Origin of the sequence: Sphingomonas citri, assembly GCF_019429485.1 — a bacterium.
GTDB classification, from domain to species: Bacteria; Pseudomonadota; Alphaproteobacteria; order Sphingomonadales; family Sphingomonadaceae; genus Sphingomonas; species Sphingomonas citri.
Genome location: NZ_JAHXZN010000003.1, coordinates 67939 through 93649 on the forward strand (window position 1 = coordinate 67939; position 25711 = coordinate 93649).

Genomic DNA, 25711 nt, shown 5'->3' on the forward strand with positions numbered 1-25711 from the left:
ACTGTGCTCCCGCTGAGGCGAGAGCCCGGCGCCACCAGCGGGACACTCGGTCGCTCTGGCCTCCTGCATCCGGAGGAACACGTCATAGCGAAGGCTTGCTTACTTCTCGTCGCGGCGAGAGTTGGCGAACAGGACCGCCGCCGCCACCGCGGCCGAGCCGATCCCCGCCGCCAGCCAGGTCTTGCCGCCCTGCCAGCGGCGGTCGCGGCTCTTCTGCGCCGCCTTGCCCGCGCCGGCTTCCTCGTGCGCCTTGGCGGCGGCCACTTCGGCGAGGATCTCGTTGGGTTGGTCGCTCATCGGGTCTCTCCTTTGCCCGCGCCATAACGCGCGCGGAACGCGTTGGCGAACGTCGCCAGCACGCCCTGCGCGATCGCCGTGCGCAGGTCCGCCATCAACGCCTCGTAGAAGGCGATGTTGTGCTCGGTCATCAGCATCGCGCCGAGGATCTCGCCGCTGCGCACCAGATGGTGGAGATAGGCGCGCGTCCAGGTGGCGCACACCGCGCAGCCGCAGTCCGGATCGAGCGGCGCCTGGTCCTCGTTGAAGCGCGCGTTGCGGATGTTGATCGGGCCGTCGCGCGTGAACGCCTGGCCGGTGCGCCCCGAGCGGGTCGGCATCACGCAGTCGAACATGTCGACCCCGCGCTCGACCGCGCCGACGATGTCATCGGGCTTGCCCACGCCCATCAGGTAGCGCGGCTTGTCGACGGGAAGCTGCGCCGGCGCATAGTCGAGGCAGCCGAACATCGCTGCCTGCCCTTCGCCGACCGCGAGCCCGCCGATGGCGTAACCGTCGAAACCGATGTCGACCAGCGCGTCGGCCGAGGCGCGCCGCAGCCCCTCGTCGAGCGCGCCCTGCTGGATGCCGAAGATCGCATTGTGCTCGGCATGCGCGCCGCCGCCGTCGAAGGCGTCGCGGCTGCGCTTGGCCCAGCGCATCGATCGCTCCATCGCCGCGGCCTGCACCTCGCGCGTCGAGGTGGTGGGGACCAGCTCGTCGAACGCCATCACGATGTTCGAGCCGAGCAGCCGCTGGATCTCGATCGAGCGCTCGGGCGTGATCAGGTGGCGCGTGCCGTCCAGGTGCGAGGCGAAGGCGACGCCCTCCTCCGAGCGCTTGGTCAGCTCGCTCAGGCTCATCACCTGATAGCCGCCCGAGTCGGTGAGGATCGGCCGCTCCCACCCCATGAACTCGTGGAGCCCGCCCAGCCGCGCCACCCGCTCGGCGCCGGGGCGGAGCATGAGGTGATAGGTGTTGCCGAGGATGATGTCGGCGCCGGCGCGCTCGACGTCGGCGGGCTTCATCGCCTTCACCGTCGCGGCGGTGCCGACCGGCATGAACGCGGGGGTGCGGATGTCGCCCCGCTCCATCCGGATCGTGCCGGTGCGCGCGGCGCCATCGGTGGCGTGGACCTGGAAGGCGAAGCGTGGCGCGGCGCTCATCGCGCGCGCTCCGCCTCGGGCGCGTCGGCGTCGGGCGGCGGCGTGTCACGCCCGCCGCGCTTCCCGTCCTTCCCGCGACCGTCGCCGCGATCCGGCTTCCTGGCGTCCTCCTTCTTCGGCGGCCGGCGCCCAGCGGTCGGGCCCTGCGCGTCGACCGGCATGGTGCGATAGGTCAGCAGCTCGGCGCGGCTGACGAGATGGTCACCGTCGCGGTCGTAGCGCGCGAACAGCCGCGAGAAATGATCCTCCAGCTCGTCGAGCGTGACCGCGTCGTCGTCGTTGCGATCCACCTCATAGGGGCTGGGCAGCGCGTGCTGGTCGCCGAGGAAGCGCTTGGCCCAGTCGGAGAAGGCGAGGTAGCGCAGCTTGCCCGTCTTGGCGGTGTCGATCGCCTCGAACGAGCGACGCACGCCCTCCTCGAGCTCGGCGCGATCGACCATCGCGTCGCCGTTCGAATCGAAGGTGGCGATCATCATCGCCACCGGCTCGGCGACGAGCGTGGCGGGGGTCTGCGGCGCGGCGGGCAGCGGCGCGCGGACGGTGACGGTCTCGCCCTCCTGCTGCGGGAGCGGCGCGGGCGCGGCGGCGAGGAGCAGGGCGAACGCGAACATGCCGCCGTCCGTGGCAGAAGCGGCGGCGCGGGCCAAGGGGCGGGTGTGTCGCATGGCCGTCGGCGACGAGGCCGAACCGTCCGGCCAAGTAGCGGCGGTGGCGGGCTTTCGTCGTCCAGATCGGGGCCGCGGCGGGCGCGAATGTTGCGAATGTTGAGTCGCCGGCGGTTCGCGCGAACGTTGAGTCCGGCGCGGGCGGGTGGGCGGTCTCGGTTAACGGGCGTCGCTGACGAGATCCTGGCCGGCGACGATGAGACAGAGCGGTCGTGGATGTGGCACGCCCTTTCGGTGTAGGACAGCCGGCGTGGAGGCAGGCCGCAGATCCACCCCGGCACGGGGAGGGGGACCGCCGCGCGCTAGCGCGGTGGAGGGGGCTGTCCGCGCAGCGCCGCGCCTGCGAACGCCCCTACACCAGCCTTCGACTGTCGTGCAGGTGGAATTGCCCCCGGCAATTTCAGCCATGTCCCGGGGACATGGCGACCTGCTCGACCCTCCCCGCGAGCGGCGAGGATCTGAGGGGTCGCTTCGCCCGGGCCACCGCTACCATCACCAACCCCGCCGCAGACAGCGCGCTCGTTCTCGGCTCGGACCGGCAGTCGAGGTGAGTGACGTCCGTGAGTCGCACCACCGGCTTCCCACCCGAGCCCGGCGCGCGCCTTCACCGCCCCTGTTCGCCCCGCGCGCGCTCGGCTAAGCGCCGCCGGGCACGGGGAACGGAGTGCGGCATGGGGGTCCAATCGACGCGCATCGCGCTGCCGCTCGCGTGCCTCACGCTGATCGTCGCGCCGGCGCGCGCCCAGGACGAGCGCCCGACCGGCTATCCGCGCTCCGCCAACGAGCGGCGCGACGGCACGCTGACGCTCTCCGCCGTCTATACCGCCGATCTCGCCGCCGATGTCGCGGGCGGGCGCGCGCGCGGCGTGCGCTACCTCGACAATCTTGACCTGCAGGCCGCGCTCGACCTGAACGGCCTGGTCGGCTGGCACGGCGCGCGCGCCTTCGGCTACGTCATCCGTGACAACGGGACGAGCCTCTCCGCGCTCAGCGGCGACGCTCAGGGCGTGTCGAACATCGAGACCGCGGTGCCCGCCACCCGCCTGTTCGAGGCGTGGATCGAGCAGGACATCGGGCGCCGCGCCTCGGTCAAGGCGGGGCTGTACAACCTCAATGCCGAGTTCGACACGACGGTGAGCGGCGGGCTGTTCCGCCTGTCGTCGCACGGCGTTGGTCCCGAGCTGGCGCAGTCGGGCCGGCGCGGGCCGTCGATCTTCCCGGTGACGTCGCTCGCGCTGCGCGGCGAGGTCGGCTTCGGCACGCACTGGCTGTTCCACGCCGCGGTGCTCGACGGCGTGCCCGGCGATCCCGACCGCCCGGCGAGGACCGCGATCCGGCTGCGGCGCGCCGACGGCGCGCTGCTGGTCGGCGAGCTCGGCTGGCTCGACCGCGCCACCAAATTGGCGATCGGCAGCTGGCGCTATACCGCTCCGTTCGCGCCGATCGGTGACCCCGCGGCGCGCGGTCGGGGCAATGCCGGCGGCTATGTGCTGGCGGAGCGCCAGCTCGTCGGCGACACTCGCGGCGGCGCCGGGGTGAGCGGCTGGCTGCGGTACGGCGTCGCCGATGCCCGCTATAATGCGATCACGCGCTACCTCGGTGGGGGGCTGGTGCGCTCGGGCACGTGGCGGGGGCGCGACGACGACCAGCTCGGCCTGTCGCTCGCCTGCGCCTGGTTCGGTGAGCGCCACCGCGCGCTGGTCGACACCGGCGCGCGCGAGCTGATCGTGGAGGCCGCCTACCGCTGGGTCGCGGCGCGCTGGCTCAGCCTCGAGCCCGACGCGCAATATGTGGTCGACCCGAGCGGCCGGCGCGACATCCCCGACGCGCTGGTGCTCGCGCTCCGCGTGAAGGTCGGACGCTGACGCAAAGTCGTTGCGTTCGGACGAGCGCATCCATAATGTCCGAGTAATCGTGATCTGGGTGAGCCGCGTCGGGAAACGCGCCGCCGACCAACGGGAGGATGGGATGAAGGGACGTCTGTTCGCGCTCACCGGCGCGCTGATGCTGGCGGCGCTCGCGCCGGTGCCGGGCATCGCGCAGGAGCCCGCCGCGCCGACCGCGACCGCGACGGTCCACGGCGACCGCCAGGGACCGACCTACGACAAGCGCATCTTCACCCAGTTCGCCGAGCATCTCGGCGATGGCATCTACGGCGGCCTGTTCGTCGGCAATGACCGCAAGATCCCCAACACGCGCGGCTTCCGCAACGACGTGGTCGGCGCGCTGAAGGAGCTGGGCGTGCCGGTGATCCGCTGGCCGGGCGGCTGCTTCGCCGACGAATATCACTGGCGCGAGGGGGTCGGGCCGAAGAACAAGCGCCCGGTCAAGATCAACACGCACTGGGGCGGCGTGACCGAGCCCAACAGCGTCGGCACGCACGAGTTCATGGAGCTGGTCGAGCAGGTCGGCGCTGAGCCGTATATCTCGGGCAACGTCGGCAACGGCACGCCGCAGGAGATGGCGGAGTGGGTCGAGTATATCACCTCGCCCGCCGGCACGCTCGCCGACGAGCGCGCCGAGAACGGCCACAAGGCGCCGTGGAAGCTGCCCTATTTCGGCATCGGCAACGAGCTGTGGGGCTGCGGCGGCAACATGCGCCCGGAATATGCCGCCGACGTGACGCGCCGCTACGCCACCTTCGTCAAGGCACCCGCCAACACCAAGATCCTCAAGATCGCCTCGGGCGCCAACAACGACGATTACAACTGGACCGAGGTGATGATGCGCGAGGCGCGCGGCCAGGTGGACGGCCTGTCGCTGCATTATTACACCGTGCCGGGCGGCTGGCCGCCGCGCGCCTCGGCGAGCCAGTTCGACGAGGCGGGCTGGGCCGAGACGCTCGCCGGCGCGTGGAAGATGGACACGCTGATCACCGGCCATTCCGCGGCGATGGACAAATACGATCCCGAGAAGAAGATCTTCCTCGCGGTCGACGAGTGGGGCACCTGGTACGCGCAGGATCCCGGCACGCACCCGGGCTTCCTGCGCCAGCAGAACAGCCTGCGCGACGCTCTGGTCGCGGCGATCCACCTCAACATCTTCGCCAAGCACGCCGATCGCGTGAAGATGAGCGCGATCGCGCAGATGGTGAACGTGCTCCAGGCGATGATCCTCACCGACGGCAGCAAGATGGTGCTGACGCCGACCTACCACGTCTTCCACATGTACAAGCCGTACATGGACGGCACGGTGCTGCCGATCGAGCTGAAGTCGCCGTGGTACAACAAGGACCAGTGGGTGATGCCCGCGGTCAGCGCCTCGGCGGTGCGCGACAAGGCCGGCGTGGTGCACGTCGCGCTCGCCAACGCCGACCCGAACCGCTCGATCACCGTGCAGGCCGCACTCGCCGGGCTCAACGCCAGCGGCGCGACCGGCCAGATCCTGACCGCGCCGGCGATCACCGCGATCAACACCTTCGACCAGCCCAACGCGGTCGTCCCCGCCGCCTTCACCGGCGCGCAGGTGGCGGGCGGGCAGCTCAGCGTGACGCTGCCGGCCAAGTCGGTCGTCATGCTAACGTTGCAGTGAGCGCGGCCGGCATGACGCTGCTCTCGCGCCGCCTGGTCCTGGCGGGCGGTGCGAGCCTGGCGGCGCTGCCCGCGCTGGCGCAGCGCCGGCGCGGCGCGGTGGGAGCGGGTGCGGGCACGATCGTCAACCCGCTGGTGCGCCAGCGCGCCGACGCGCAGGTGTTCCGCCACACCGACGGCTGGTATTACATGACCGGCTCGGTGCCGGAATACGACCGGCTGGTGCTGCGCCGGGCGCGCACGCTCGCGGGGCTCTCGACCGCCGCCGAGCGCGTGCTGTGGCGGCACGAGAAGAGCGGGCCAATGTCGGGCTTCCTGTGGGCGCCCGAGCTTCATCTGATCGACGGCAAGTGGATCATGTATTTCGCCGCCGGCCCCAGCGGCGGCGGCGAGGACGTGTTCCGCATCCGCACCTATGCGGTGGTGTGCGACGGCGCCGACCCGATGACGGGCGGATGGACGGTGCTGGGCCAGCTCGAGACGCCGTGGGACAGTTTCAACCTCGATTCGACCAGCTTCGTCCATCGCGGTACGCGCTATCTCGCCTGGGCGCAGCGCGAGCCGGGGATCGAGACCAACTCGAACCTGTACCTGGCACCGCTGAAGACGCCGCTGACGCTCGCGGCCAGGCCGGCGCGGCTGTCGGTACCCGAGCTCGACTGGGAGATCCGAGGCTTCAAGGTCAACGAGGCGCCCGCGCTGCTGGCGCGCAACGGCCGGCTGTTCATGACCTATTCGGCGAGCGCGACCGACGCGCGCTACTGCATGGGGATGCTCACCGCGCGCGACGACGCCGATATCATGGACCCGCGCAGCTGGACCAAGTCGCCCGCGCCGGTGCTCAAGACCTCGCGCGCGCACCGCATCTTCGGCCCTGGCCACAACAGCTTCACGGTCGACGAGCGCGGCCGCGACATGCTGGTGTTTCACGCGCGCGACTATGAGACGATCAAGGGCGATCCCTTGTTCGATCCCAACCGTCACACGCGCGTCCAGCCGATCCGCTACGCCGCGGACGGCACCCCGCTGTTCGACCCGCCGGTGGCGAACGGACCGCTGCCGCGCAGCTGACCGGGACGGCGGCGCGGGGGCGCGCCGCCGCTGGCTTCTCCACCGGACGGCCCTAGCTTCAGCCCTTTGAAGCGCGCGCTTTGTGCGCCCGCGATCCAAGCCGTCCGGCCCGCCGCCCAAGAGACGCGTTGCCGCCATCGCTTGCGGCGGTGGCGCGGCTTCCATCCCCAGCGAATCTGGATCGCCACGGGCGTGACCAGCGGCATACGCACGGGCGCGATCCGTCAGGACTGCTCCACAAATAGCTGGCGCATGTACCGCCGCCCCGAACAGCATGAAGCGACTACCTGTCCGACTAATGTCACGAAGGCAGTCGGACAGTCGCCCGGAGTTGCAGGCGTCGAAGCCCCCGATCCGCGCGCACTATTGGCACGGTGCTTGTACAGACGACGTCGGCAATCACCCTTGCTACCGTCTAAGATCAGGTATATGTCGGAGTATAAGAGGTGCAACACGCGCCCGGTGCCAGCGTGAGGGAGGGGATGATGGCGATGAAGGCCGCTTTCTTGGTTTCGGTATCGGCAGGCTCGCTGCTGCTCGCGGGCGCCGCGGCGGCGCAGGAAGCACCACTCGCGCCCGGCACCGCTGCGCAGCAATCTCAGCCCGCGCCCGGGAGATCGCCGTCGGAAGACGCGGCCGGCGCCGACGACATCGTCGTCACCGGGGTGCGCGCCTCGATCATCGGCGCGCTCAACGTCAAGCGCGACTCGGTCCAGATCGTCGACTCGATCGTGGCCGAGGACGTCGGCAAATTGCCCGACAATAACGTCGTGGAGGCGCTCCAGCGCGTCACCGGCGTGCAGGTCACCGATCGCGGCAACGCCGAGGCGGGCGCGCTGTCGATCCGCGGCCTCACCGACCCGCTCACCACCCTCAACGGCCGCATCATCTTCACGACGACAGGCCAGTCGTTCGCGCTGCAGGACATCCCCGCCAATCTTGTCAAGCGGGTCGACGTCTACAAGACCCGCGCCGCCGACCAGATCGAGACCGGCCTCGCCGGCCAGATCGACGTGTTCACGCGTCGCCCGTTCGACTTCGACGGTTTCGCGATCTCGGCGGTGGCGCGCGGGATCTACAATGAGCAGGCGGATACGTTCAATCCGAACGTCTCGGCGCTGATCAGCGACCGCTGGGAGACCGGCATCGGCGACGTCGGCGTGCTCGTCAACGCGAGCTACGCGCGCACGAAGTTCCGCACCATGTCGGTCGCCGCCGGCGCGCAGGTGCCGTTCGCCACCGAGACCCCGCCCGCCGGGTCGGGGCTGACCCCGCTCCAGCGCATCTTCCCGCTCGCGCCCGACGTGAACAGCGCGACCGGCTTCGCGCCCGCCGCACCCGGCCTAGGCGCCTGGTCGCCGGGCACGCGCGAGGGCCTGCCCTATGCGCCCGGGTCGACCATGCTCGTCAACGGCGTCGACACGCCTTACTATCTCTCGCGCGACGCGGTCTTCAGCGGCGACCTCTACGGCAAGCGCGAGCGCCCGGCGGTGAACGCGGCGCTGCAATGGTCGCCTAATTCCAGCTCGACCTACACCGCCGAGTTCTTCTGGAGCGGCTTCCGCCAGACGACCTACAACAGCCTGATGTTCTCGTTCGTCGACTGGTGGGGCAGCCTCGGCGCCAACCCCGGCTCGACGATCTCGCTCTACCCCGATACCAACATCATCAAGACGCGCAGCGTCGGCGACGTGTTCGGCTTCAACAGCGGTGACCTGACGCGCGCCACCACCGACAGCTTCGTCTACGCGCTCAACGGCAAATGGGACGTTGGCAACGGCAAGATCGTCGCCGACGCGGCCTATCAGACCAGCCGCAACGACACGACCTTCACCGCGATGCGGATCAACCGCGTCGCCAGCCGGATCGACGTCGACTTCAACGCGCGCGACGGCATCCCCTCGTACAATTTCAGCGACAACGCGCTGCTGCTCGACCCCGGCCAGTGGACCGCGGGCGAGTTCTACGACAACGCCAACCGCGACACCGGCTCGGCCTTCACCGCCACGGTCGACGCCGACCAGTCGTGGGACTCGGGATTCTTCCGCAAGATCAAGGCCGGGCTGCGCTATGACGCGCGCAAGGCGGCGAGCGAGGTGCGCACCCAGGCCGCTGACGCGAACGGCGGGCTCGGCGTCAACTTCGCCACGCTCTCGGACAGCCTGCGCTACGTCAACAAGGGCTTTTTCGACGGCGCGGCCGACGTGCCGACCTCCTGGGTCAACGCCAACGGTTACTACCTCGCGAACAACACCGACGAGATCCGCCGGCTGTACCAGACCAAATTCCCCAACATCCTCACCGCGGACCAGCTCTCGCTCACGCGCGTGTTCGACATCAGCGAGAAGACCATGTCGGCCTATGTCCAGGCCGACGCCGAGCTCTCGATCTTCGGCCGGCCGCTGAGCATCGAGGCGGGTGCCCGCTACGTCGACGTCGATACCGACTTCACCTTCGTCGACCGCTACAGCGCCGGCGCGCAGCTGCGCGGCTCGCAGACCACCAGCAAGCTGCTGCCGTCGGCGACGCTCCGCTACGACATCACGCGGACGCTCCGCGCCCGCTTCAACTACGGCAAGACGCTGCGCCGACCGGCGTTCGGCGACCTCAACCCGAACTACAATCTCACCGGTGACCTCACCAGCGTCGGCTATGGCACCGGCAGCAGCGGCAACATCAACCTGCGGCCGACCCAGTCGACCAACTACGACCTCGGACTGGAGTGGTATTTCGACCGCGACAGCGCGCTGTACGGCACGCTGTTCCGGCGCGAGATCGACGGGCTGGTGGTCGGCGCACGCTCGCGCGTCACGGTGCTCAACACCGGGCTCAATACCAGCAGCTTCGTCGTCAACCGGCCCGAGAATGCGTCGGACGGCGTGCTCAAGGGCGCCGAGCTCGGCTTCGTCTACTTCCCGCACTATCTGCCGAGCTTCCTCGACGGCCTGGGCGCGCAGGGCAGCGTGACGATCCTCGATTCGTCGCAGAACGTGCCCGAGTTCGACGAGGCCGGCGCGGTGGTGGGGCAGCTGCGCTCGTCCTTCTTCGGCGTCTCCGACCTCTCGTACAACGCGACGTTGGCCTATGATCACGGCCCGATCGGCGCGCGCCTTTCCTACGTGTGGCGCAAGGAGTTCCTGCAGCGCAACGAGGCGGCGCTGTTCGCCAACCCGATCGGCGTATGGCGCCGGCCCGACAAGAGCCTCGACTTCCAGCTCACCGCCAAGCTCACCGACGACCTCGGCCTGACCTTCGACGCCACCAACCTGACCAAGGCGAAGCAGCAGGAATATTACCGCTTCGACTCGGCCGGCAACCAGGACCAGTTCAACCTGGGCACGCTGCTGATCCCACGCACCTTCGCGATCGGCGTGCGCTACACCTTCGACTGAGCGCGCCGCCCGACGGGCGGGGGCGGCGTGCCCCGCCCACGCCCCTTCACGCCGGGAGAGAGACGATGGCGAGCAGAACGAGGCGCGCCGGGACGGCGCTCGTCGGCGTGACCGCGTTGTTGGCAGGATGCGGCGGCGCCGGCGGCAGCGGCGCGGCGGCGCTCGCGCCAGTGGCTGCTGCGCCGGCACCTGCGCCCAGCCCGACGCCGGCGCCCGCGGCCGGCTCGATCGCGTTGACCGGCGCGACCAGCCCGGTCCACGATCCCGCGATCCTAGCCGACGGCGGCCGCTATTATCTCTTCACGACGGGCAACGCCGGCAATGCCGCCGGGCTGCTCGGCCTGCGCACCTCCGACGACCTCAGAGATTGGACGCTGCGCGGCGGCTCCTATGTCGCGCTGCCCGCATGGGCCGCGAGCGCGGTACCGGGCGCGTCCGGCATGTGGGCGCCGGACATCTCCAAGGTCGGCAGCGAGTACCGGCTCTATTACTCGATCAGCACCTTCGGCAGCAATCGCTCGGCGATCGGCCTGGCCACCGCGACGGTGATCGATCCGGCGGCCCCGGCCGCGCATTGGATCGATCAGGGGCCGGTGATCCGATCGGATGTTACCGACGATTACAACGCGATCGATCCCAACGCCTTCACCGACGCGGACGGGCGATCATGGCTGGTGTTCGGCAGCTTCTGGAGCGGGATCAAGCTGATCGAGCTCGATCCCACCACCGGCAAGCGTCGGGACGGCGATCCGCTGCGCAGCCTCGCCGCGCGACCGTCACCCGGGGCGATCGAGGCGCCCTTCGTGATCCGGCACCGCGGCTTCTATTATCTGTTCGCCTCGTTCGACTTCTGCTGCCGCGGCGCGGCGAGCAGCTACAACACCGTCGTGGGCCGGTCCGCCACGCCGACCGGCCCCTATGTCGACCGCGCCGGCATCGCGATGCTCCGGGGCGGCGGCACGCCGGTGCTGGCCTCGGGGCAGGGGACGGGGGATCGCTATGTCGGCCGGGGCCACGCCGCGATCCTGCAGCGTGCCGATGGCGACGTCATCGTTTATCACGCCTATGACACGCAGCGGAACGGCACGCCGACGCTGCAGATCCAGCCGCTCGCCTGGGATGCGGAGGGCTGGCCGGTGGCGCGTTAGGGCAGCAGGCGTGACGCCTCTCGCTGTGGGCTCCTGCGTTCGCTGGCGCACGGCGCGGGCTCACACGCCGGTCCTCGCGCGGCCGGTCAGCGCAGCAGCGTGACCTTGGCGGTGACCGGGAAATGGTCGGAGGGGTAGACCCCGCCGGGTCGGTCGGTCACCACCTTGGTACCGCTCGCGCGCGCACCGTCGAGAAAGATATAGTCGATCCGCCGGTCCGCCACGCCGGTGAAATCGTGGAAGCTGAGGCCGCCGGGGCGCTTGCCCCAGGCGTCGGTCATCGCCGCGGCGAGGCGGCGGTAGGCGGCGCTGTCGGGCGTGGCGTTGAAGTCGCCGGTCAGCACCACCGGCAGCCCGCGTGCGATCGCCGGGATGCGCTCGAGCAGCAGCGCGGCGGCGCGGTCGCGCGCGCCGTCGTCCTGGTCGCGGTGCGCGAGATGCGTGTCGACCAGCAGGAAGCGACGCTGGGGATCGCTCTTCAGCGCGAACTCGCCCCAGTTGGCCATGCGCGGCAGATCGGTGCCCCAGCTCTGGCTGCCGACCACGTCGGGCGTGTCGGAGAGCCAGAAATCGCCCTGGCGCAGCAGCGTCAGCCGGTCGGTACGATAGAGGATGCCCATATGCTCATTGGCGTGGCCGCCCATGCGGTCGCGCCCGAACCAGCGATACTCGCGGAGCGCGGCGACCATGTCGTCGCCCTGGCGCTGGAGCAGCTCCTGCGTGCCGATCACGTCGGGATGAACCCGGCGCAGCATCGCCACCGCGGCGGCGCGGCGCGACGGCCAGGGCTGCGGCCCGTCGTCCGAGGCGTAGCGGACATTGTAGGTCATCACCTTGAGCGACGGCGCGCAAGCGCCGGTCAGCGCGACGAGCGCGAGCGCGGCGGCGCGGACAGGGCGAAGGCGTGTGATCATGGCAGGACTCCCTCGCCGCCGCGATGCGCGAGCGAGCCCGCGAGGGCAAGCGCTTACGGTCGATCGACCGGGCGCAGAAACGAGAACGGCCCGCCCGACGAGGCCGGGCGGGCCGATTCTGTCAGCCGTTCAAGGAGCCGATCAGCTCGACGAGGACAGGTTCACCGCGGCGTACTTGCCGCGACGATCGACCTCGATCTCGAACTGCAGCCGGTCGCCCTCGTTGAGCGTCGGCATGCCGGCGCGCTCGACGGCCGAGATATGGACGAACGCGTCGGGCTGGCCGTCGTCGCGCTGGATGAAGCCGAAGCCCTTCATGGCGTTGAAGAACTTGACCGTACCCGTGGCCTTCTCGCCGGTCAGCTGGCGCTGCGGCGCGCCGCCGCGTGCGCCACCCGGGCCGCCGCCGAAGCCGCCCTCGCGCGGGGGCGCGCGGTCGGTCACCGGCATCGGCTCGCCCTCGATCTTCAGGTCGGTCGCCGAGATGCGGCCGCCGCGATCCACCAGGGTGAAGCCGAGCGGCTGGCCCTCGGCCAGGCCCGAGAGGCCGGCCTGCTCGACCGCGGAGATGTGGACGAACACGTCCTCGCCGCCGTCATCGCGCACGACGAAGCCGAAGCCCTTCTGCGCGTTGAAGAACTTGACGACGCCCGTGCCCTCGCCGACGACCTGGGGGGGCATGCCGCGGCCGCCGCCGAAGCCGCCACCACCGCCGCCGCCGAACCCGCCGCCGCCGCCGCCGAAGCCGCGACCACCGCCGCCGCCGCCGAAGCCACCGCCGCCGAAGCCGCGGTTGCCGCCGCCACCGCCGAAGCCGCCGCGGTCCTCGTACCCGAAGCCGCCGCCGCCGAACCCGCCGCCGCCGAAGTCGTCACCGCCGCCGCCGAAACCGTCGCGCTTGTCGCGCCCACGTCCGCCGCGATTGCCGCGGCCGCCCTTGTCGTAACCCATAACCCTGTTCGTCTTCCCGGTCCGCCCGAACATTCTCAACGAGACCACGCGCAGGACGGCGAACGCGGTTCCCCGGGCGCAGATCCTATTGCGCCGCATCGCCCGTCATAGCCGAACAATCCAGCGCCGTCGAATCGTTGTGCGAGTCTTTTCTTCACCAATGCGCCAATGACTTGCCTCTCATCCCGCGCCCGCCACCGTCTGTCGCAGACGCAACCGAACGAACGCGTTGAGCCCGCGCCACCGCCCCGCTACAGCCGCGCGCATGGCTGTCCATTTTCATGAGGAAGATCTGCCCGGCGACGTGTTCGCCCCGGGCGCCGCGATCGCGGTCGACACCGAGACGATGGGGCTGATCACCCCGCGCGACCGGCTCTGCCTGGTGCAATTGTCCGACGGTAGCGGCGACGAGCATCTCGTCCGCTTCAACCCCGGCAGCGACTATGCCGCGCCGGTGCTGCGCGCCGTGCTCGCCGACCCGGCGCGGGTGAAGCTGTATCATTTCGCGCGCTTCGACATCGCCGCGATCCGCCACTACCTCGGCGTCGTGGCGGCGCCGGTCTATTGCACCAAGACCGCGTCGCGGCTGGTGCGCACCTATACCGATCGCCACGGGCTGAAGGAGCTGGTGCGCGAGCTGCTCGGCCAGGACATCTCTAAGCAGCAGCAGTCGTCCGACTGGGGCGGCCCCGAACTGAGCGAGGCGCAGCGCGACTATGCCGCCTCCGACGTGCGCTTTCTCCACCGCCTGCGGGACGAGCTCGACCGGCGGCTCGCGCGCGAGGGGCGCACCGGGCTGGCGCAGGCGTGCTTCGACTTCCTGCCCGCGCGCGCCGAGCTCGATCTCGCCGGCTGGCCCGAGGTGGACATCTTCGCGCATGTCTGAGGTGGCGATCCGCACGCGCTCGGAGCGCCAGCGCTGGGCGCAGCCCGGCGGGCGTCACGATCGCCTGATCGCCACCGCCAACCGCCTGCTGCCGCTCTCGATCGGCGTGCTCTTCGCCTTCCTGGTGATGGCACCGCTGACGATGGGGGGCGACGCCTCCTTCGTGCTCGACAAGAACAAGGTCGAGGTCGCGCGCGAGCGGCTCAAGATCCAGCGCGCGCGCTATCGCGGCACCGACGCCAAGGGCCAGCCCTTCGCGCTCACCGCGGGTTCGGCGCTGCAGAAGAGCTCGGCCGAGCCGGTCGTCAATATCCGCGACCTCGCCGCCGCGATCCGGCTGTCCGACGGTCCGGCCGAGATGACCGCGCCGACCGGCCGCTACGACATGGACAGCGAGCAGGTGAACGTCGCCGGCCCGATCAAGGTGCGCGGCCCGAACAATTACGCGCTCGACACCAACGACGCGGTGGTCGACCTCAAGACGCGCCGGCTGCGCTCCACCGCCGCGGTCACCGGCACCGTCCGGCAGGGCACGTTCAGCGGCGACAGCATGCGCGCCGACCTGGAAGCGCGCACCGTCACGCTCGACGGCAATGCGCGCTTGCGGATCGACCCGAGAAAATAGAAAGAGCGCTGGATGTTGCGCCCTCTCGCCCCGGTCGCCTGCCGAGTCCCGCTGCTGGCGCTGCTGCTCGCCGGCGGCGCGGCCGCACAGACGCGTCATAACAGCGCCGCGCCGATCGACTTCGGCGCCGACCATATCGAGCTGCAGGACCGCGCCAACCGCGCCGTGCTGGCGGGTAACGTCAAGGTGCGCCAGGCCGAGATGACGCTCGACGCGGCGCGGATGACGGTCGCCTACACCGGCCAGGTCGAGGACGGGAACCCGCAGGTGTCGCGGCTGGACGCGGCGGGCGGGGTGACGGTGACCCGGCCCGACCAGACCGCGCGCAGCACCTATGCGGTGTACGACCTCAACCGTCGCGTCATCACGATGCTGGGCGGGGTGCGGCTCACCCAGGCGGGCAACACCGTCAGCGGCGGGCGGCTAACGATCAACCTCGACACCGGGCGCGCGGTGATCGACGGCTCGGCGGTGGCGGGCGGCGGCGCCGGCACGGGCAACGTGACTCAGGCGCCGAATGGGCGCGTGACCGGGACGTTCTCGGTACCCAAGCGGAACTGAGGCCGGGGACGACCGCCTCGGGCGGCCCTTCGAGACGAGGCTTCGACGGGCTCAGCCTCTCCTCAGAGCGAGCGGTGGTGAGAACCGCTGGTCAGCGATGATGCAGATCTCGCCTCCTCCTCTACCGTTCGTGCTGAGGAGGGATCGAGCGGAGTCGAGAGCCCGTCTCGAAGCACTGGGTCGAACGCCCCCTCATCCCCGCCCGCACACCGCCCGTCACGTCCCCCCTTCAAACGGCCGCGCCGATCGGGCATGCACGTTCCCTGCCAACCGGCGCTCCGTTAGCGGACCGGTAACCCTGTTATGCGAGGCCTGACGGCGATGGACAGCGTGACCACCCAGCTCGACCGCGAGTCGCTCGACCAGGTCGCGCCGATCCACGAGGCGCCGGTGCAGAGCGGGCTCCAGGTCGTCTCGATCGCCAAGAGCTATGACAAGCGCGTGGTGCTCACCGACGTGTCGGTGTCGGTCGGGCGCGGCGAGGTGATCGGGCTGCTCGGCCCCAACGGCGCGGGCAAGACCACCTGCTTCTACTCGGTGATGGGCCTGGTGAAGCCCGACTCGGGCCGGATCATGCTCGACGGCGACGACATCACCGGCCTGCCGATGTACCGCCGCGCCATCCTCGGCCTCGGCTATCTGCCGCAGGAGACCTCGATCTTCCGCGGGCTGACGATCGAGAAGAACATCCTGACGGTGCTCGAGCTGTCCGAGCCCGACGCCGCCGCGCGCGCCGAGAAGCTGGAGACGCTGCTCGCCGATTTCGGCCTCACCCGGCTGCGCGACGCGCCCGCGATGGCGCTGTCCGGCGGCGAGCGCCGCCGCGCCGAGATCGCGCGCGCGCTCGCCGCGGACCCGTCGATCATGCTGCTCGACGAGCCGTTCGCGGGCATCGACCCGATCTCGATCGCCGACATCCGCGACCTGGTGTGCCAGCTCAAGGAGCGCGGCATCGGTGTGCTGATCACCGACCACAACGTGCGCGAGACGCTCGACATCGTCGATCGCGGCTACATCATCTACGACGGCAAGGTGCTGTTCACCGGCAGCCCCGAGGAGCTGGTGCGCGACGAGAACGTCCGCCGCCTCTATCTGGGCGAGAGCTTCACGCTGTGAGGCCGATGCGCCGCGGACCCGTCATCCCGTGAGCCTCGCCCCGCGCCTCGACCTGCGCCAGTCGCAGTCGCTGGTGATGACGCCGCAGCTGCAGCAGGCGATCAAGCTGCTGACGCTGAGCAACCTCGAGATCGAGGGCGTGATCGCCGAGGAACTCGAGCGCAACCCGCTGCTCGAGTCGAGCGCGCCCGCCGACGACAGCGTCTCCGCCGTACCCGAGACCGCCGAGGTGCCGCGCGACGAGCCCGCCGGCGCCGACGAGCTGGTGATGGCGGGCGAGGGCGCGGGCGAGTCGCTCGACGTCGACATCGCCGCCGAACGCTTCGACGACGGCCCGAGCGAGTCGGCGGCCGAGCGGATCGGCGACCTCGGTCCGGGCAATGGCAATGGCAGCGGCAGCGGCGAGGCGATCGACTTCGACTCGTTCGCCGACACCAGCGAGAGCCTCGCCGACGTGCTGCTCGCGCAGGCCGGCGCCACGTTCGACGACGTCGACCTCTTCGTCGCGCGCGCGCTGATCGACCAGATCGACGAGGCCGGCTACCTGCGCGCCGACCTGAACGACGTCGCGCGGCGGCTCGGTGTGTCGCTGGCGCGCGTCGAGGCGGTGCTCGCCGGGATCCAGAAGTTCGAGCCCACCGGCGTGGGCGCGCGCGACCTCGCCGAATGTCTCGCGATCCAGGCACGCGACGCCGACCGCTACGACCCGATGATGGCGCGGCTGCTCGACCATCTCGACCTGCTCGCGCGCGGCGAGCTGGCGCGGCTGAAGAAAATCTGCCGCGCCGACGACGAGGATATGGCGGACATGATCCGCGAGCTGCGCGGCTATGATCCCAAGCCGGGCTTCCGCTACGGCGGCGACCCGCCCGCGCCGGTGATCCCCGACCTCACCGTGACTCGCGCGCGCGGCGGCTGGGCGATCGAGCTCAACGCCGCGACGCTGCCGCGCGTGCTGGTCAACAAGAGCTATTACAGCGAGCTGGCGGGCGGCGCGCAGGATCGCGCGGGCAAGACCTGGCTCGCCGAGAAGCTCGCCAGCGCCAACTGGCTGGTGAAGGCGCTCGACCAGCGCCAGCGCACCATCATCCGCGTCGCCACCGAGATCGTGCGCCAGCAGGAAGCCTTCTTCCTCCACGGCGTCGCGCACCTTCGCCCGCTGACGCTGCGCCAGGTGGCCGACGCGATCGAGCTGCACGAGTCGACCGTCAGCCGCGTCACCAGCAACAAGTATCTCAGCTGCGCGCGCGGGCTGTTCGAGCTGAAGTATTTCTTCACCTCGGCGATCGCCGCGGCGGACGGCGGCGACGCGGTCTCGGCCGAGGCGGTGAAGAGCGCGATCCGCGCGCTGATCGCGGGCGAGGGCGACACGATACTGTCCGACGACACCTTGGTCGACCTGCTTAACGCGAAAGGCTTCGGGATCGCGCGGCGGACGGTCGCGAAATATCGCGAGGCGATGGGGATCGGCAGCTCGGTGCAGCGCCGCCGCGCCCGCGCGTTGCAGCGCGCCTGACCGATGCGACGCGCGCGAACCTCCTCGCCGCGCAAGAAAAGCTTGGATCACCTACTCGCCTGGTGGAGTATGACTCGCGGCTCGGACCAACGGGCGAGAGGCGGGGCATGAGCGACGGGGCGGCGAGCGGGGCGGGTGAGGGCTCGGCGATCGCCGCGGCGGTGCTGGCGCTGCGGGGCGCGCGCGACGACTGGCGCGCCGGCCACCCGTCCGAGGAGGCGCGCACCTTCCCGTCGCGCGCGGCGCTGGAGCGCGTGGTGGAGACGCTCGCCGCCGCGCTCTTCCCGCGCCGGCTCGGCCAGTATCGCGGCGGTGCGGGCGAGGAGGACGGCTTCGTCGCCGCCAAACTGCTCGCCGCCGCGGCCGAGCTGGAGCGCGAGATCGGCGCCGAACTGGCCTATTGGCAGGCCGAGGCGCGCAGCGGCGCGTTCGATCCCGAGCAGCCCGCGACGATCGTGCGGCTGTTCCTCGCCACGCTCGGCGAGGTGCGGCGGCTGATCGACAGCGATGTCGCCGCCGCCTTCCTCGGCGACCCCGCGGCGCGCAGCGCGGACGAGATACTGGTCTGCTACCCGGGCGCGATCGCCAGCCTGCACCACCGCATCGCGCACCCGCTCTATCAGCTCGGCGCGCCGATCGCCGCGCGGCTGATCTCCGAGATCGCCAACGAGCGCACCGGGGTCGACATCCACCCCGGCGCGACGATCGGCGCGCATTTCTTCATCGATCACGGCACCGGCGTGGTGATCGGCGAGACCGCGATCATCGGCGAGCGCGTGCGGCTGTACCAGCATGTCACGCTCGGCGCGCGCACGCCGCTGGCGGACGCGTCGGACCACCCGCGCGAGCGCTACGCGCGCCACCCGATCGTCGAGGATGACGTGGTGATCTACGCCGGCGCGACGATCCTGGGGCGCGTGACGATCGGGCGCGGCGCGATGATCGGCGGCAACGTCTGGCTGCTCGAGGATGTGCCGCCGGGGCGCATCGTGGCGCAGCCGGTGGCGCGCGTGCTCGCGCCCGCCGACGGCGAGCGCTGGCGCGATGGACTGGCGGGAGACTGAGCATGGCGTCGCGGCGACCGCTGATCGGGGTGTTGTGCTGCAACGAGGTGGCGCATCGCCCCGTGCAGGCGGTGGCGAGCCGCTTCGTCCGCCCGCTCGCCGCGGTATCGGGCGCGACCGTGCTGCTGGTGCCCGCGCTGACCGGCGCCAACGAGGCCGCCGCGCTGGCCGCGCCGCTCGACGGGCTGCTGCTGACGGGCTCGCGCTCGCATGTCGCCCCTGAACGCTACGGCGGCACGCTCGACCTGCCGCCCGAGGCGCTCGACCCGGAGCGCGACGAGGTGGCGCTGTCGCTGGCGGACGCGATGATCGCGGCGGGCAAGCCGGAGTTCGGCATCTGCCGCGGGTTGCAGGAGATCAACGTGCTGTTCGGCGGCTCGCTCTCGGCCGACTCGTGCTGCGGCCGCCACCTGCGCGGCGGCAGCTGGGCGCAGCGCGACTATGCCGAGCTGTTCACGCTGCGCCACGACGTCCAGCTCGCGCCCGAGGGGCGGCTGGCGCGCGCGACGGGCGAGCGCCAACTGACCGTCCACTCGGTCCACGAGCAGGCGATCGAGCGGCTCGGCGGCGGGTTGCGGGTCGAGGCGCGGTCGAGCGACGACGGCGTGATCGAGGCGGTCGCGGCGCCCGGCTGCGGCGCGGAGGTGCTGGCGGTGCAGTGGCATCCGGAGTGGGACGTCGACTCGAGCGCGGGAAGCCAGGCGTTCTTCGCGCTGATCGGCGCCGCGCTGCGCGGCGAGGGTGAGCGGGCGAACTGAGGCGGAGGTGGCGGGCGCGGTAGCCGCTCCCGCGCGAGAGGCGGTGGACACCGCCACCGCTACTGCCGTCACGCTGAACTCGGTTCAGAAATCACGATCGCGCGAACGAGATGGCTGTTGAACAAGCGGTGCGGTGGATCCTCAACCGAATCCAGGATGATGCGGGAGGGCGGGGCAGTCTCGAGCGATGCTTGCGCCTCGCGTGCGACGCGGCACGCGCGCGGAGCCAGAAAGCGCGTGTGGGAAAGCTCGCCGCGCTCTACGCCGACGTCATCGCGATCGGGGAGGTTGAGTGAGGAACATGTTGGCAGCGCTGCTCGGCGCGACGATGATGGTGGCGGTATCGGCGAGCGCCGCGCCGACAAACGGCAGTGCCGACGCGACGCTGCGCCAGCTCTACACCGACGAATATCGCTGGCGGCAGCAGCAGCTCGCCGCCGACGAGGACAGCCGCCGCGAGGCCCGCGCGCATCTGCCTGACGTCGGCCCCGCGGCGCAGGCGGCGCGGCTGAAGCGCTGGGAGGACACCGCGGCGCGGCTACGCGCGATCCGCCCGGCGGATCTCTCGCCCGCCGAGCAGGTCAATTATGCGGTGTATCGCCAGCAGATCGACGCACTCCTCAACGAGCAGCGCTTCCGCGACTATGAGATGCCGCTCACCGCCGACACCAGCTTCTGGGGCGACGTCGCCGCGTCGGCGCGCGACCCGCTGGCGAACGAGAAGGAGTATCGCGCCTACCTGTCGATGCTGGGCGAGCTGCCGCGCTACTTCGACCAGCAGATCGCCGAGATGCGCGCCGGCCTCCGGCGCGGCTTCACCCCGCCCCGGGTGACGCTGGCGGGGCGCGACATCGGCGTGGCGCAGGTGGTCGAGGCCAAGACGATCACGGACAATCCCTTCTACGCGCCGTTCGTCAGCCTGCCGAAGCAGATCCCAGCCGCGACCCAGGCCGAGCTGCGCCGCGCCGGCGAGGCGGCGATCCGCGACTCGGTAGTCCCCGCGCATCGTAGGCTGCTCACCTTCCTGCGCACGGAATATGTTCCCGGCGCGCGCATCACCCTCGCCGCCGCTGACCTCCCCGACGGCCGGGCCTATTACCAGTCCAAGGTGGCGAACTATACGACGCTGCCGCAGACCCCCGAGCAGGTCCATGCCATCGGTCTCGCCGAGGTCGCCAAGATCCGCGCGCGCATGCACCAAGTGATGGCGCAGGTGAAGTTCCGGGGTGACCTGCCCGCCTTTCTCACCTTCTTGCGCACCGACCCGCGCTTCTATGCGACCGCGCCGCAGCAGCTGCTCGATCGCGCGGCGTGGATCGCCAAGACCTTCGACGGCAAGGCCTCGCGCTATTTCGGCCGGCTGCCGCGCAGCCGCTTCGCGATCCGGCCGGTACCCGCCGACGTCGCGCCCTTCTACACCGCGGGGCGCGGCGGGCCGGGCGTGTACCTCGTCAACACCTATGACCTGCCCGCCCGCTCGCTCTACGCGCTGCCCGCGCTGACGCTGCACGAGAGCGCGCCGGGTCACGCCTTCCAGATGCCGCTCGCGGCGGAGAACAAGGACCTGCCGCCGTTCCGCCGCGACTCCTATCTGTCGGTCTACGGCGAGGGCTGGGCGCTCTACTGCGAGACGCTGGGCGAGGAGATGGGGATGTACGAGACTCCCTACGATCTCTTCGGCATGCTCAGCTATCAGGCGTGGCGCGCGTCGCGGCTGGTGGTCGATACCGGCATCCACGCGATGGGCTGGAGCCGCGAGCGCGCCCAAACCTATCTGCGCGACAACACCGCGCTGTCCGACCACGAGGTCACCACCGAGGTCGATCGCTACATCTCCTGGCCCGGGCAGGCGCTGAGCTATTACACCGGACAGCTCGCGATCCAGCGCGCACGCGCGCGCGCCGAGCAGAGGCTCGGCCCCAAGTTCAACGTGAAAGCCTTCCATGATGCGGTGCTGGCGCTCGGCTCCGTGCCGGTGAGCGAGATCGATCGCCGCGTCGACCAGCTGATCCGCGACGACGGTCGAGGTCCCTATGCCGACGAGGAGTAGTCAGACAGGTTGCGCTTACATATTATACTTAGTATACGATCTACCTGAGAACGGGCGAGGGGCAGTGTCGGCGATGGCGATCGGTTGGAAGGGCGTATTCCCGGCGGTGACGACCCAGGTGCGCGAGGATCTCACGCTCGACCTCGCCGACACGCAGCGCGTCGTCGACGAGCTGATCCGCGACGGCGTCACCGGGATCATCGCGCTCGGCACGGTGGGCGAGAACAACTCGCTCGATCATGACGAGAAGGTCGCGGTGCTCTCCGCCATCGTCGAGGTGGTGAAGGGGCGCGTGCCCGTGCTCACCGGCGTCTCCGAATATGACACGCGGCGCGCGGTGCGCTACGCCCAGGCCGCGGAGAAGGCCGGCGCGGACGGGCTGATGCTGCTGCCGCCGATGGTCTATGTCCCCAAGCCCGACGAGCTGGTGGCGCACTTCCGCGGCGTGGCGGAGCGCACCGCGCTGCCGATCATGCTATACAACAACCCGCCGGCCTATCGCACCGTGATCGATCGCTACGTGCTCGAGCAGCTGGTGCCGGTGAAGAATATCGTCGCGGTGAAGGAATCGGCGCCCGACACGCGCCGCTTTACCGACTTCCGCAACGATCTCGGCGACCGCTACGTGCTGTTCGCCGGGCTCGACGACGTCGCGCTGGAAGGGCTGTATCTCGGCGCGCGCGGCTGGGTCTCCGGCCTGACCAACGCTTTTCCCAAGGAGTCGGTCGAGCTGGTCGCGGCGGTCGAGCGCGGCGATCATGCCAAGGCGCTCGAGATCTATCGCTGGTTCATGCCGCTGCTCCACCTCGATGCCGAGCACGACCTGGTCCAGTCGATCAAGCTGGCCGAGCAGGTGATGGGGCGCGGCTCGGAGCGCGTGCTGCCGCCGCGCTACGTGCTCACCGGGGCGCGGCGCGCCGAGGTGATCGCGATGGTCGAGCAGGCCGCGGCGACGCGCCCGAGCCTGTCGCTGCCCGCCGCGGCCTGATAGCCTGCGCGTCATGCGCCACACCTTCTTCTGCATCGACGGCCATACCGCGGGCAACCCGGTGCGGCTCGTCGCCGGCGGCGCGCCGCTGCTGCGCGGCGCCTCCATGTCCGACCGCCGGCAGGATTTCCTCGCCCGCTACGACTGGATCCGTACCGGCCTCTGCTTCGAGCCGCGCGGGCATGACATGATGTCGGGAGGCTTCCTCTACCCGCCCACCAGAGCCGACGCCGATGTCGGCATCCTGTTCATCGAGACGAGCGGCTGCCTGCCGATGTGCGGCCACGGGACGATCGGGATCATCACTTTCGGGCTGGAGCACGGGCTGATCCAGCCGACCACGCCGGGGCGGCTCAAGGTCGAGGTGCCCGCCGGCGTGATCGACATCGCTTATTCGGTCGCGGGCGAGAAGGTGACCTCGGTGCGCATCACCAACGTGCCGAGCTATGTCGCGGCGCGCGGGGTCGAGGTGGAGGTGGCCGAGCTCGGGCGGCTTCGCGTCGACGTTTCCTATGGCGGCAATTATTACGCGATCGTCGAGCCGCAGGGGGGCTATGCGGGGCTCGACGCGATGGGCGCGGACCGGCTGATCGCGGCCTCGCGCCTGGTACGCGCCGCGGTGCGTGAGAAGGTCGAGCCGGTCCACCCGCTCGACCCGACGATCCGCGGTGTGAGCCACGTGCTCTGGGCGGAACGCCCCCGCGCGAACGATGCCGACGGGCGCAACGCGGTGTTCTACGGTGACAAGGCGATCGACCGCTCGCCCTGCGGTACCGGCACCTCGGCGCGGCTCGCGCATCTCGCCGACCGCGGCGACCTTCGTGTCGGCGACCGCTTCGTCCACGAGAGCTATATCGGCAGCCGCTTCATCGGACGGGTCGAGGAAGCGACGACGCTGGGCGGCGTGCCCGCGATCGTCCCCTCGATCGAGGGATCGGCCGTGGCAACCGGCTTCAACACAATCTGGATCGATCGCGCCGACCCGTTTTGGGCCGGGTTCCAGGTGGCGTGAGGGTAGCGCCGGCGTCACCTGAAGGCGATCACGCTTGTGCCGGCTCACGGGCGCTCAGCATAGTCATGACGGCGCTAACTTATGTGAGATAAAGCGCACATTAACTATCGTCGCCTAGACGATTGGCATGACGCGCCGTCTCCCGGTCCCGCTGCTGCTCCACGCCGCGCTCTTCGCGGCGGTGCTGCTGGTGCTGGCACTGCGGCCGCCGGCCGAGGGGACGCTGCTGCTGGTGCCGATCGCCACCGCCCCGGGCGTGCTCGCCTCGGCCGCGCTCGCCGCCGACGCGCGGCTGGTCGGGCGCGGGCCGGGACGAAGCCTGGTGGTGCGCGGCACGCGCGACCGGATCAAGGCGCGGCTGCGCCTCGGCGACGCGCTGCTGCTCGCCGCGCCCTCGCCGCTTTGCGGCGACGATCTCGAGGTGAGGACATGACCGTGATCGGCTGGCGCGCGCTCGACACGCTGACGCTCGAGCAGATGCGTCTTCTCGGCATGCGGCTGATCGCCGCGCTTGGCTGGGTCGCGCTCGCCGCCGTGGCGGTGATCCAGCTGGCGCTCACCGGCGTCGTCGATCCCTTCGTGCTCGGCGCGGGGATCGCGCTCACCGCGGCGCCGACCTGGCTCGCGTTCAAGGGTCGCACCGACGCCCAGGCGCGAACCGTCGCGGGGACGCTCGCCGCCACCGCCCCCGCGCTGCTGGTCTATGTGCTCGAGGGTCATCCCTGGCAGATGGACGGGCATATGTTCTTCTTCGTCGCGCTCGCCGCCTTGGTGGTGCTGTGCGACTGGCGGCCGATCGTCTTCGCCGCGGGGCTGATCGCGCTCCATCACCTGCTGCTCGAATGGTTCGCGCCGACCTGGGTATTCGCGGGCGAAGGGCGGCTCGGCCGCGTGCTGGTCCACGCGTTGGCGGTGGTGATGCAGGCAGGGGTGCTGTGGCTGGTGACGGGTGCGCTCGAGCGGCTGCTCGAACGCCAGCGGCTCTCGCTCGAGCACAGCCGCGTGTTGGTCGCGGAGGCCGACGAGGCGCGCTCCGCCGCCGAGCAGGCGCGCGCCACCGCGACCGAGGCGCTGCGCCAGACGCGCGCCGCCGAGGACGCCGCCGCGGCCGAGCGCGCGCGGCTGCGCGGCGTCGAGCAGGACGCGGCGTCGCGGCGGCGAGACGAGCTACTCGCCGTCGCCGAGGCGTTCGAGGGCTCGGTGGCGCAGGTGGTGCGTGCGATCGGCAGCGCGGCGGGCCAGCTCGAGCGCTCCTCGATCGCGCTCGACGATCTCGCCGCGGGGGCCGGAGTGCAGGCCGCGGCGGTGGCGAGCGAGGCGGTCGAGGCGACCGCGCAGATCCGCCACGTCGCCGACTCAATCCGCGATCTCGGCGGCTCGATCCGTGCCATCGCCGACTCGGCCGATCAGCAGAGCGCGCTCACCGCGGTGGCGCAGGCGGCGGCCGGCAGCGGCGTCGGCCGGATCGGCGAGCTCGAGGAGCACGGCCAGCGCATCGGCCAGCTCGTCGGCGATATCCGCGACATCGCCGAGAAGACCAACCTGCTCGCGCTCAACGCCACGATCGAGGCGGCGCGCGCGGGCGAGGCGGGGCGCGGCTTCGCCGTGGTCGCGGGCGAGGTGCGCTCGCTCGCCGCCGACTCGACGCGCGCGAGCGATCGTATCAGCGCCCTTCTCGGCGCGATCTTCGCGGGCGTGGGCGATGCCGCCGCGGCGCTGACCCGCGCCGATATGGCGGTGGCGCAGGTGTCGAGCGCGGCGGGCGGGATCGCGGCCTCGGTGTCGGACCAGCGCCAGCTCGCTGCCGGGATCGAGGCGGGCGCGACTCGCACCGCGAGCGGCGCAGAGCTGATCGAGCGGCGTATCGACGAGGTCGCCGCCGCGGTGCGCTCCACCGCGTCGCTGTCGCAGACGGTGCGCGGCAGCGCGGGCGAGCTCGCCGCCAGCGCGCGCGCGCTCGACGGCGCGACCGAGCGCTTCGTCGGCTTCCTCAAGGGCGAGACGCCGCGCCGCGCCGCGTGA

General features: G+C 70.8%; 21 protein-coding genes and 1 pseudogene. 17 read left to right on the top strand and 5 right to left on the bottom strand.

All coding sequences use genetic code 11. The annotated features are described in order from the left end of the window. Positions 1-99: 99 nt before the first annotated feature. Genes KZ820_RS10745 through KZ820_RS10755 form a run of 3 tightly spaced genes read right to left on the bottom strand, consistent with a single transcriptional unit; the run spans position 100 to position 2053 of the window. Entirely contained in the window at positions 100-297 is a 198-nt protein-coding gene (locus KZ820_RS10745) for a hypothetical protein (protein WP_219748636.1), read from the bottom strand. Beyond that, complete coding sequence (gene tgt / locus KZ820_RS10750) at positions 294-1442, bottom strand: tRNA guanosine(34) transglycosylase Tgt (RefSeq protein ID WP_219748637.1); 1149 nt, start codon at positions 1440-1442, stop codon at positions 294-296. Before tgt ends, KZ820_RS10745 begins: the two co-directional genes overlap by 4 nt. After that, the gene (locus KZ820_RS10755) at positions 1439-2053 is read right to left on the bottom strand and encodes an EF-hand domain-containing protein (protein ID WP_258048088.1); all 615 of its coding nucleotides are present in this window, start codon (positions 2051-2053) and stop codon (positions 1439-1441) included. The genes tgt and KZ820_RS10755 overlap by 4 nt, the downstream gene beginning before the upstream one ends. A 725-nt stretch (positions 2054-2778) precedes the next feature. Here KZ820_RS10755 and KZ820_RS10760 point away from each other — a divergent pair. The 5 genes and pseudogenes from KZ820_RS10760 to KZ820_RS10780 all read left to right on the top strand — a co-directional run bounded on the left by KZ820_RS10760 (position 2779) and on the right by KZ820_RS10780 (position 11248). Beyond that, a complete protein-coding gene (locus KZ820_RS10760; RefSeq protein WP_219748638.1) occupies positions 2779-3972 on the top strand; it encodes a carbohydrate porin in 1194 nt (397 codons plus the stop codon). A gap of 103 nt (positions 3973-4075) precedes the next feature. Beyond that, a complete protein-coding gene (locus KZ820_RS10765) occupies positions 4076-5638 on the top strand; it encodes an alpha-N-arabinofuranosidase (RefSeq protein WP_373369020.1) in 1563 nt (520 codons plus the stop codon). A gap of 11 nt (positions 5639-5649) precedes the next feature. Next, positions 5650-6699: pseudogene (locus KZ820_RS10770) on the top strand (glycoside hydrolase family 43 protein); the annotation flags it as partial. 494 nt (positions 6700-7193) lie between these two features. Continuing rightward, entirely contained in the window at positions 7194-10100 is a 2907-nt protein-coding gene (locus KZ820_RS10775; protein WP_219748640.1) for a TonB-dependent receptor, read from the top strand. A gap of 65 nt (positions 10101-10165) precedes the next feature. Further along, entirely contained in the window at positions 10166-11248 is a 1083-nt protein-coding gene (locus tag KZ820_RS10780; protein ID WP_219748641.1) for an arabinan endo-1,5-alpha-L-arabinosidase, read from the top strand. Positions 11249-11334: 86 nt separating this feature from the next. Here the strand turns inward: KZ820_RS10780 and KZ820_RS10785 are convergent, their stop codons facing one another. Further along, positions 11335-12162 carry an endonuclease/exonuclease/phosphatase family protein gene (locus tag KZ820_RS10785; protein WP_219748642.1) on the bottom strand — a complete coding sequence of 276 codons (828 nt, stop codon included), beginning with the start codon at positions 12160-12162 and terminating at the stop codon, positions 11335-11337. 141 nt (positions 12163-12303) lie between these two features. Then, positions 12304-13113, bottom strand: coding sequence for a cold-shock protein (locus KZ820_RS22175; protein ID WP_219748643.1), 810 nt, complete (start codon positions 13111-13113; stop codon positions 12304-12306). Positions 13114-13378: 265 nt separating this feature from the next. Between KZ820_RS22175 and KZ820_RS10795 the strand changes: the two genes are divergently transcribed. The 12 genes from KZ820_RS10795 to KZ820_RS10850 all read left to right on the top strand — a co-directional run bounded on the left by KZ820_RS10795 (position 13379) and on the right by KZ820_RS10850 (position 25711). Next, positions 13379-13999: a ribonuclease D gene (locus tag KZ820_RS10795; RefSeq protein WP_219748644.1), complete on the top strand. Its 621-nt coding sequence runs from the start codon at positions 13379-13381 to the stop codon at positions 13997-13999. Continuing rightward, positions 13992-14624 carry an LPS export ABC transporter periplasmic protein LptC gene (lptC, locus tag KZ820_RS10800; RefSeq protein WP_219748645.1) on the top strand — a complete coding sequence of 211 codons (633 nt, stop codon included), beginning with the start codon at positions 13992-13994 and terminating at the stop codon, positions 14622-14624. The genes KZ820_RS10795 and lptC overlap by 8 nt, the downstream gene beginning before the upstream one ends. A gap of 12 nt (positions 14625-14636) precedes the next feature. Then, positions 14637-15185, top strand: coding sequence for an LptA/OstA family protein (locus KZ820_RS10805; RefSeq protein ID WP_219748646.1), 549 nt, complete (start codon positions 14637-14639; stop codon positions 15183-15185). Between the two features lie 321 nt (positions 15186-15506). After that, positions 15507-16301 carry an LPS export ABC transporter ATP-binding protein gene (lptB, locus tag KZ820_RS10810; protein WP_258048089.1) on the top strand — a complete coding sequence of 265 codons (795 nt, stop codon included), beginning with the start codon at positions 15507-15509 and terminating at the stop codon, positions 16299-16301. 28 nt (positions 16302-16329) lie between these two features. Then, positions 16330-17817, top strand: coding sequence for an RNA polymerase factor sigma-54 (gene rpoN / locus KZ820_RS10815; protein WP_219748647.1), 1488 nt, complete (start codon positions 16330-16332; stop codon positions 17815-17817). Positions 17818-17924: 107 nt separating this feature from the next. Then, positions 17925-18881: a serine O-acetyltransferase EpsC gene (gene epsC, locus KZ820_RS10820; protein ID WP_219748648.1), complete on the top strand. Its 957-nt coding sequence runs from the start codon at positions 17925-17927 to the stop codon at positions 18879-18881. Between the two features lie 2 nt (positions 18882-18883). Beyond that, positions 18884-19639, top strand: a complete 756-nt coding sequence (locus KZ820_RS10825; RefSeq protein WP_219748649.1) for a gamma-glutamyl-gamma-aminobutyrate hydrolase family protein — start codon at positions 18884-18886, stop codon at positions 19637-19639. Between the two features lie 301 nt (positions 19640-19940). Beyond that, positions 19941-21689: a DUF885 domain-containing protein gene (locus tag KZ820_RS10830; protein WP_219748896.1), complete on the top strand. Its 1749-nt coding sequence runs from the start codon at positions 19941-19943 to the stop codon at positions 21687-21689. Between the two features lie 73 nt (positions 21690-21762). After that, on the top strand, positions 21763-22677 hold the full coding sequence (locus KZ820_RS10835; protein ID WP_219748650.1) for a dihydrodipicolinate synthase family protein: 915 nt from the start codon (positions 21763-21765) through the stop codon (positions 22675-22677). Between the two features lie 13 nt (positions 22678-22690). Next, the gene (locus KZ820_RS10840) at positions 22691-23689 is read left to right on the top strand and encodes a 4-hydroxyproline epimerase (RefSeq protein WP_219748651.1); all 999 of its coding nucleotides are present in this window, start codon (positions 22691-22693) and stop codon (positions 23687-23689) included. 127 nt (positions 23690-23816) lie between these two features. Then, a complete protein-coding gene (locus KZ820_RS10845) occupies positions 23817-24122 on the top strand; it encodes a hypothetical protein (RefSeq protein ID WP_219748652.1) in 306 nt (101 codons plus the stop codon). Next, complete coding sequence (locus KZ820_RS10850; protein ID WP_219748653.1) at positions 24119-25711, top strand: methyl-accepting chemotaxis protein; 1593 nt, start codon at positions 24119-24121, stop codon at positions 25709-25711. The genes KZ820_RS10845 and KZ820_RS10850 overlap by 4 nt, the downstream gene beginning before the upstream one ends.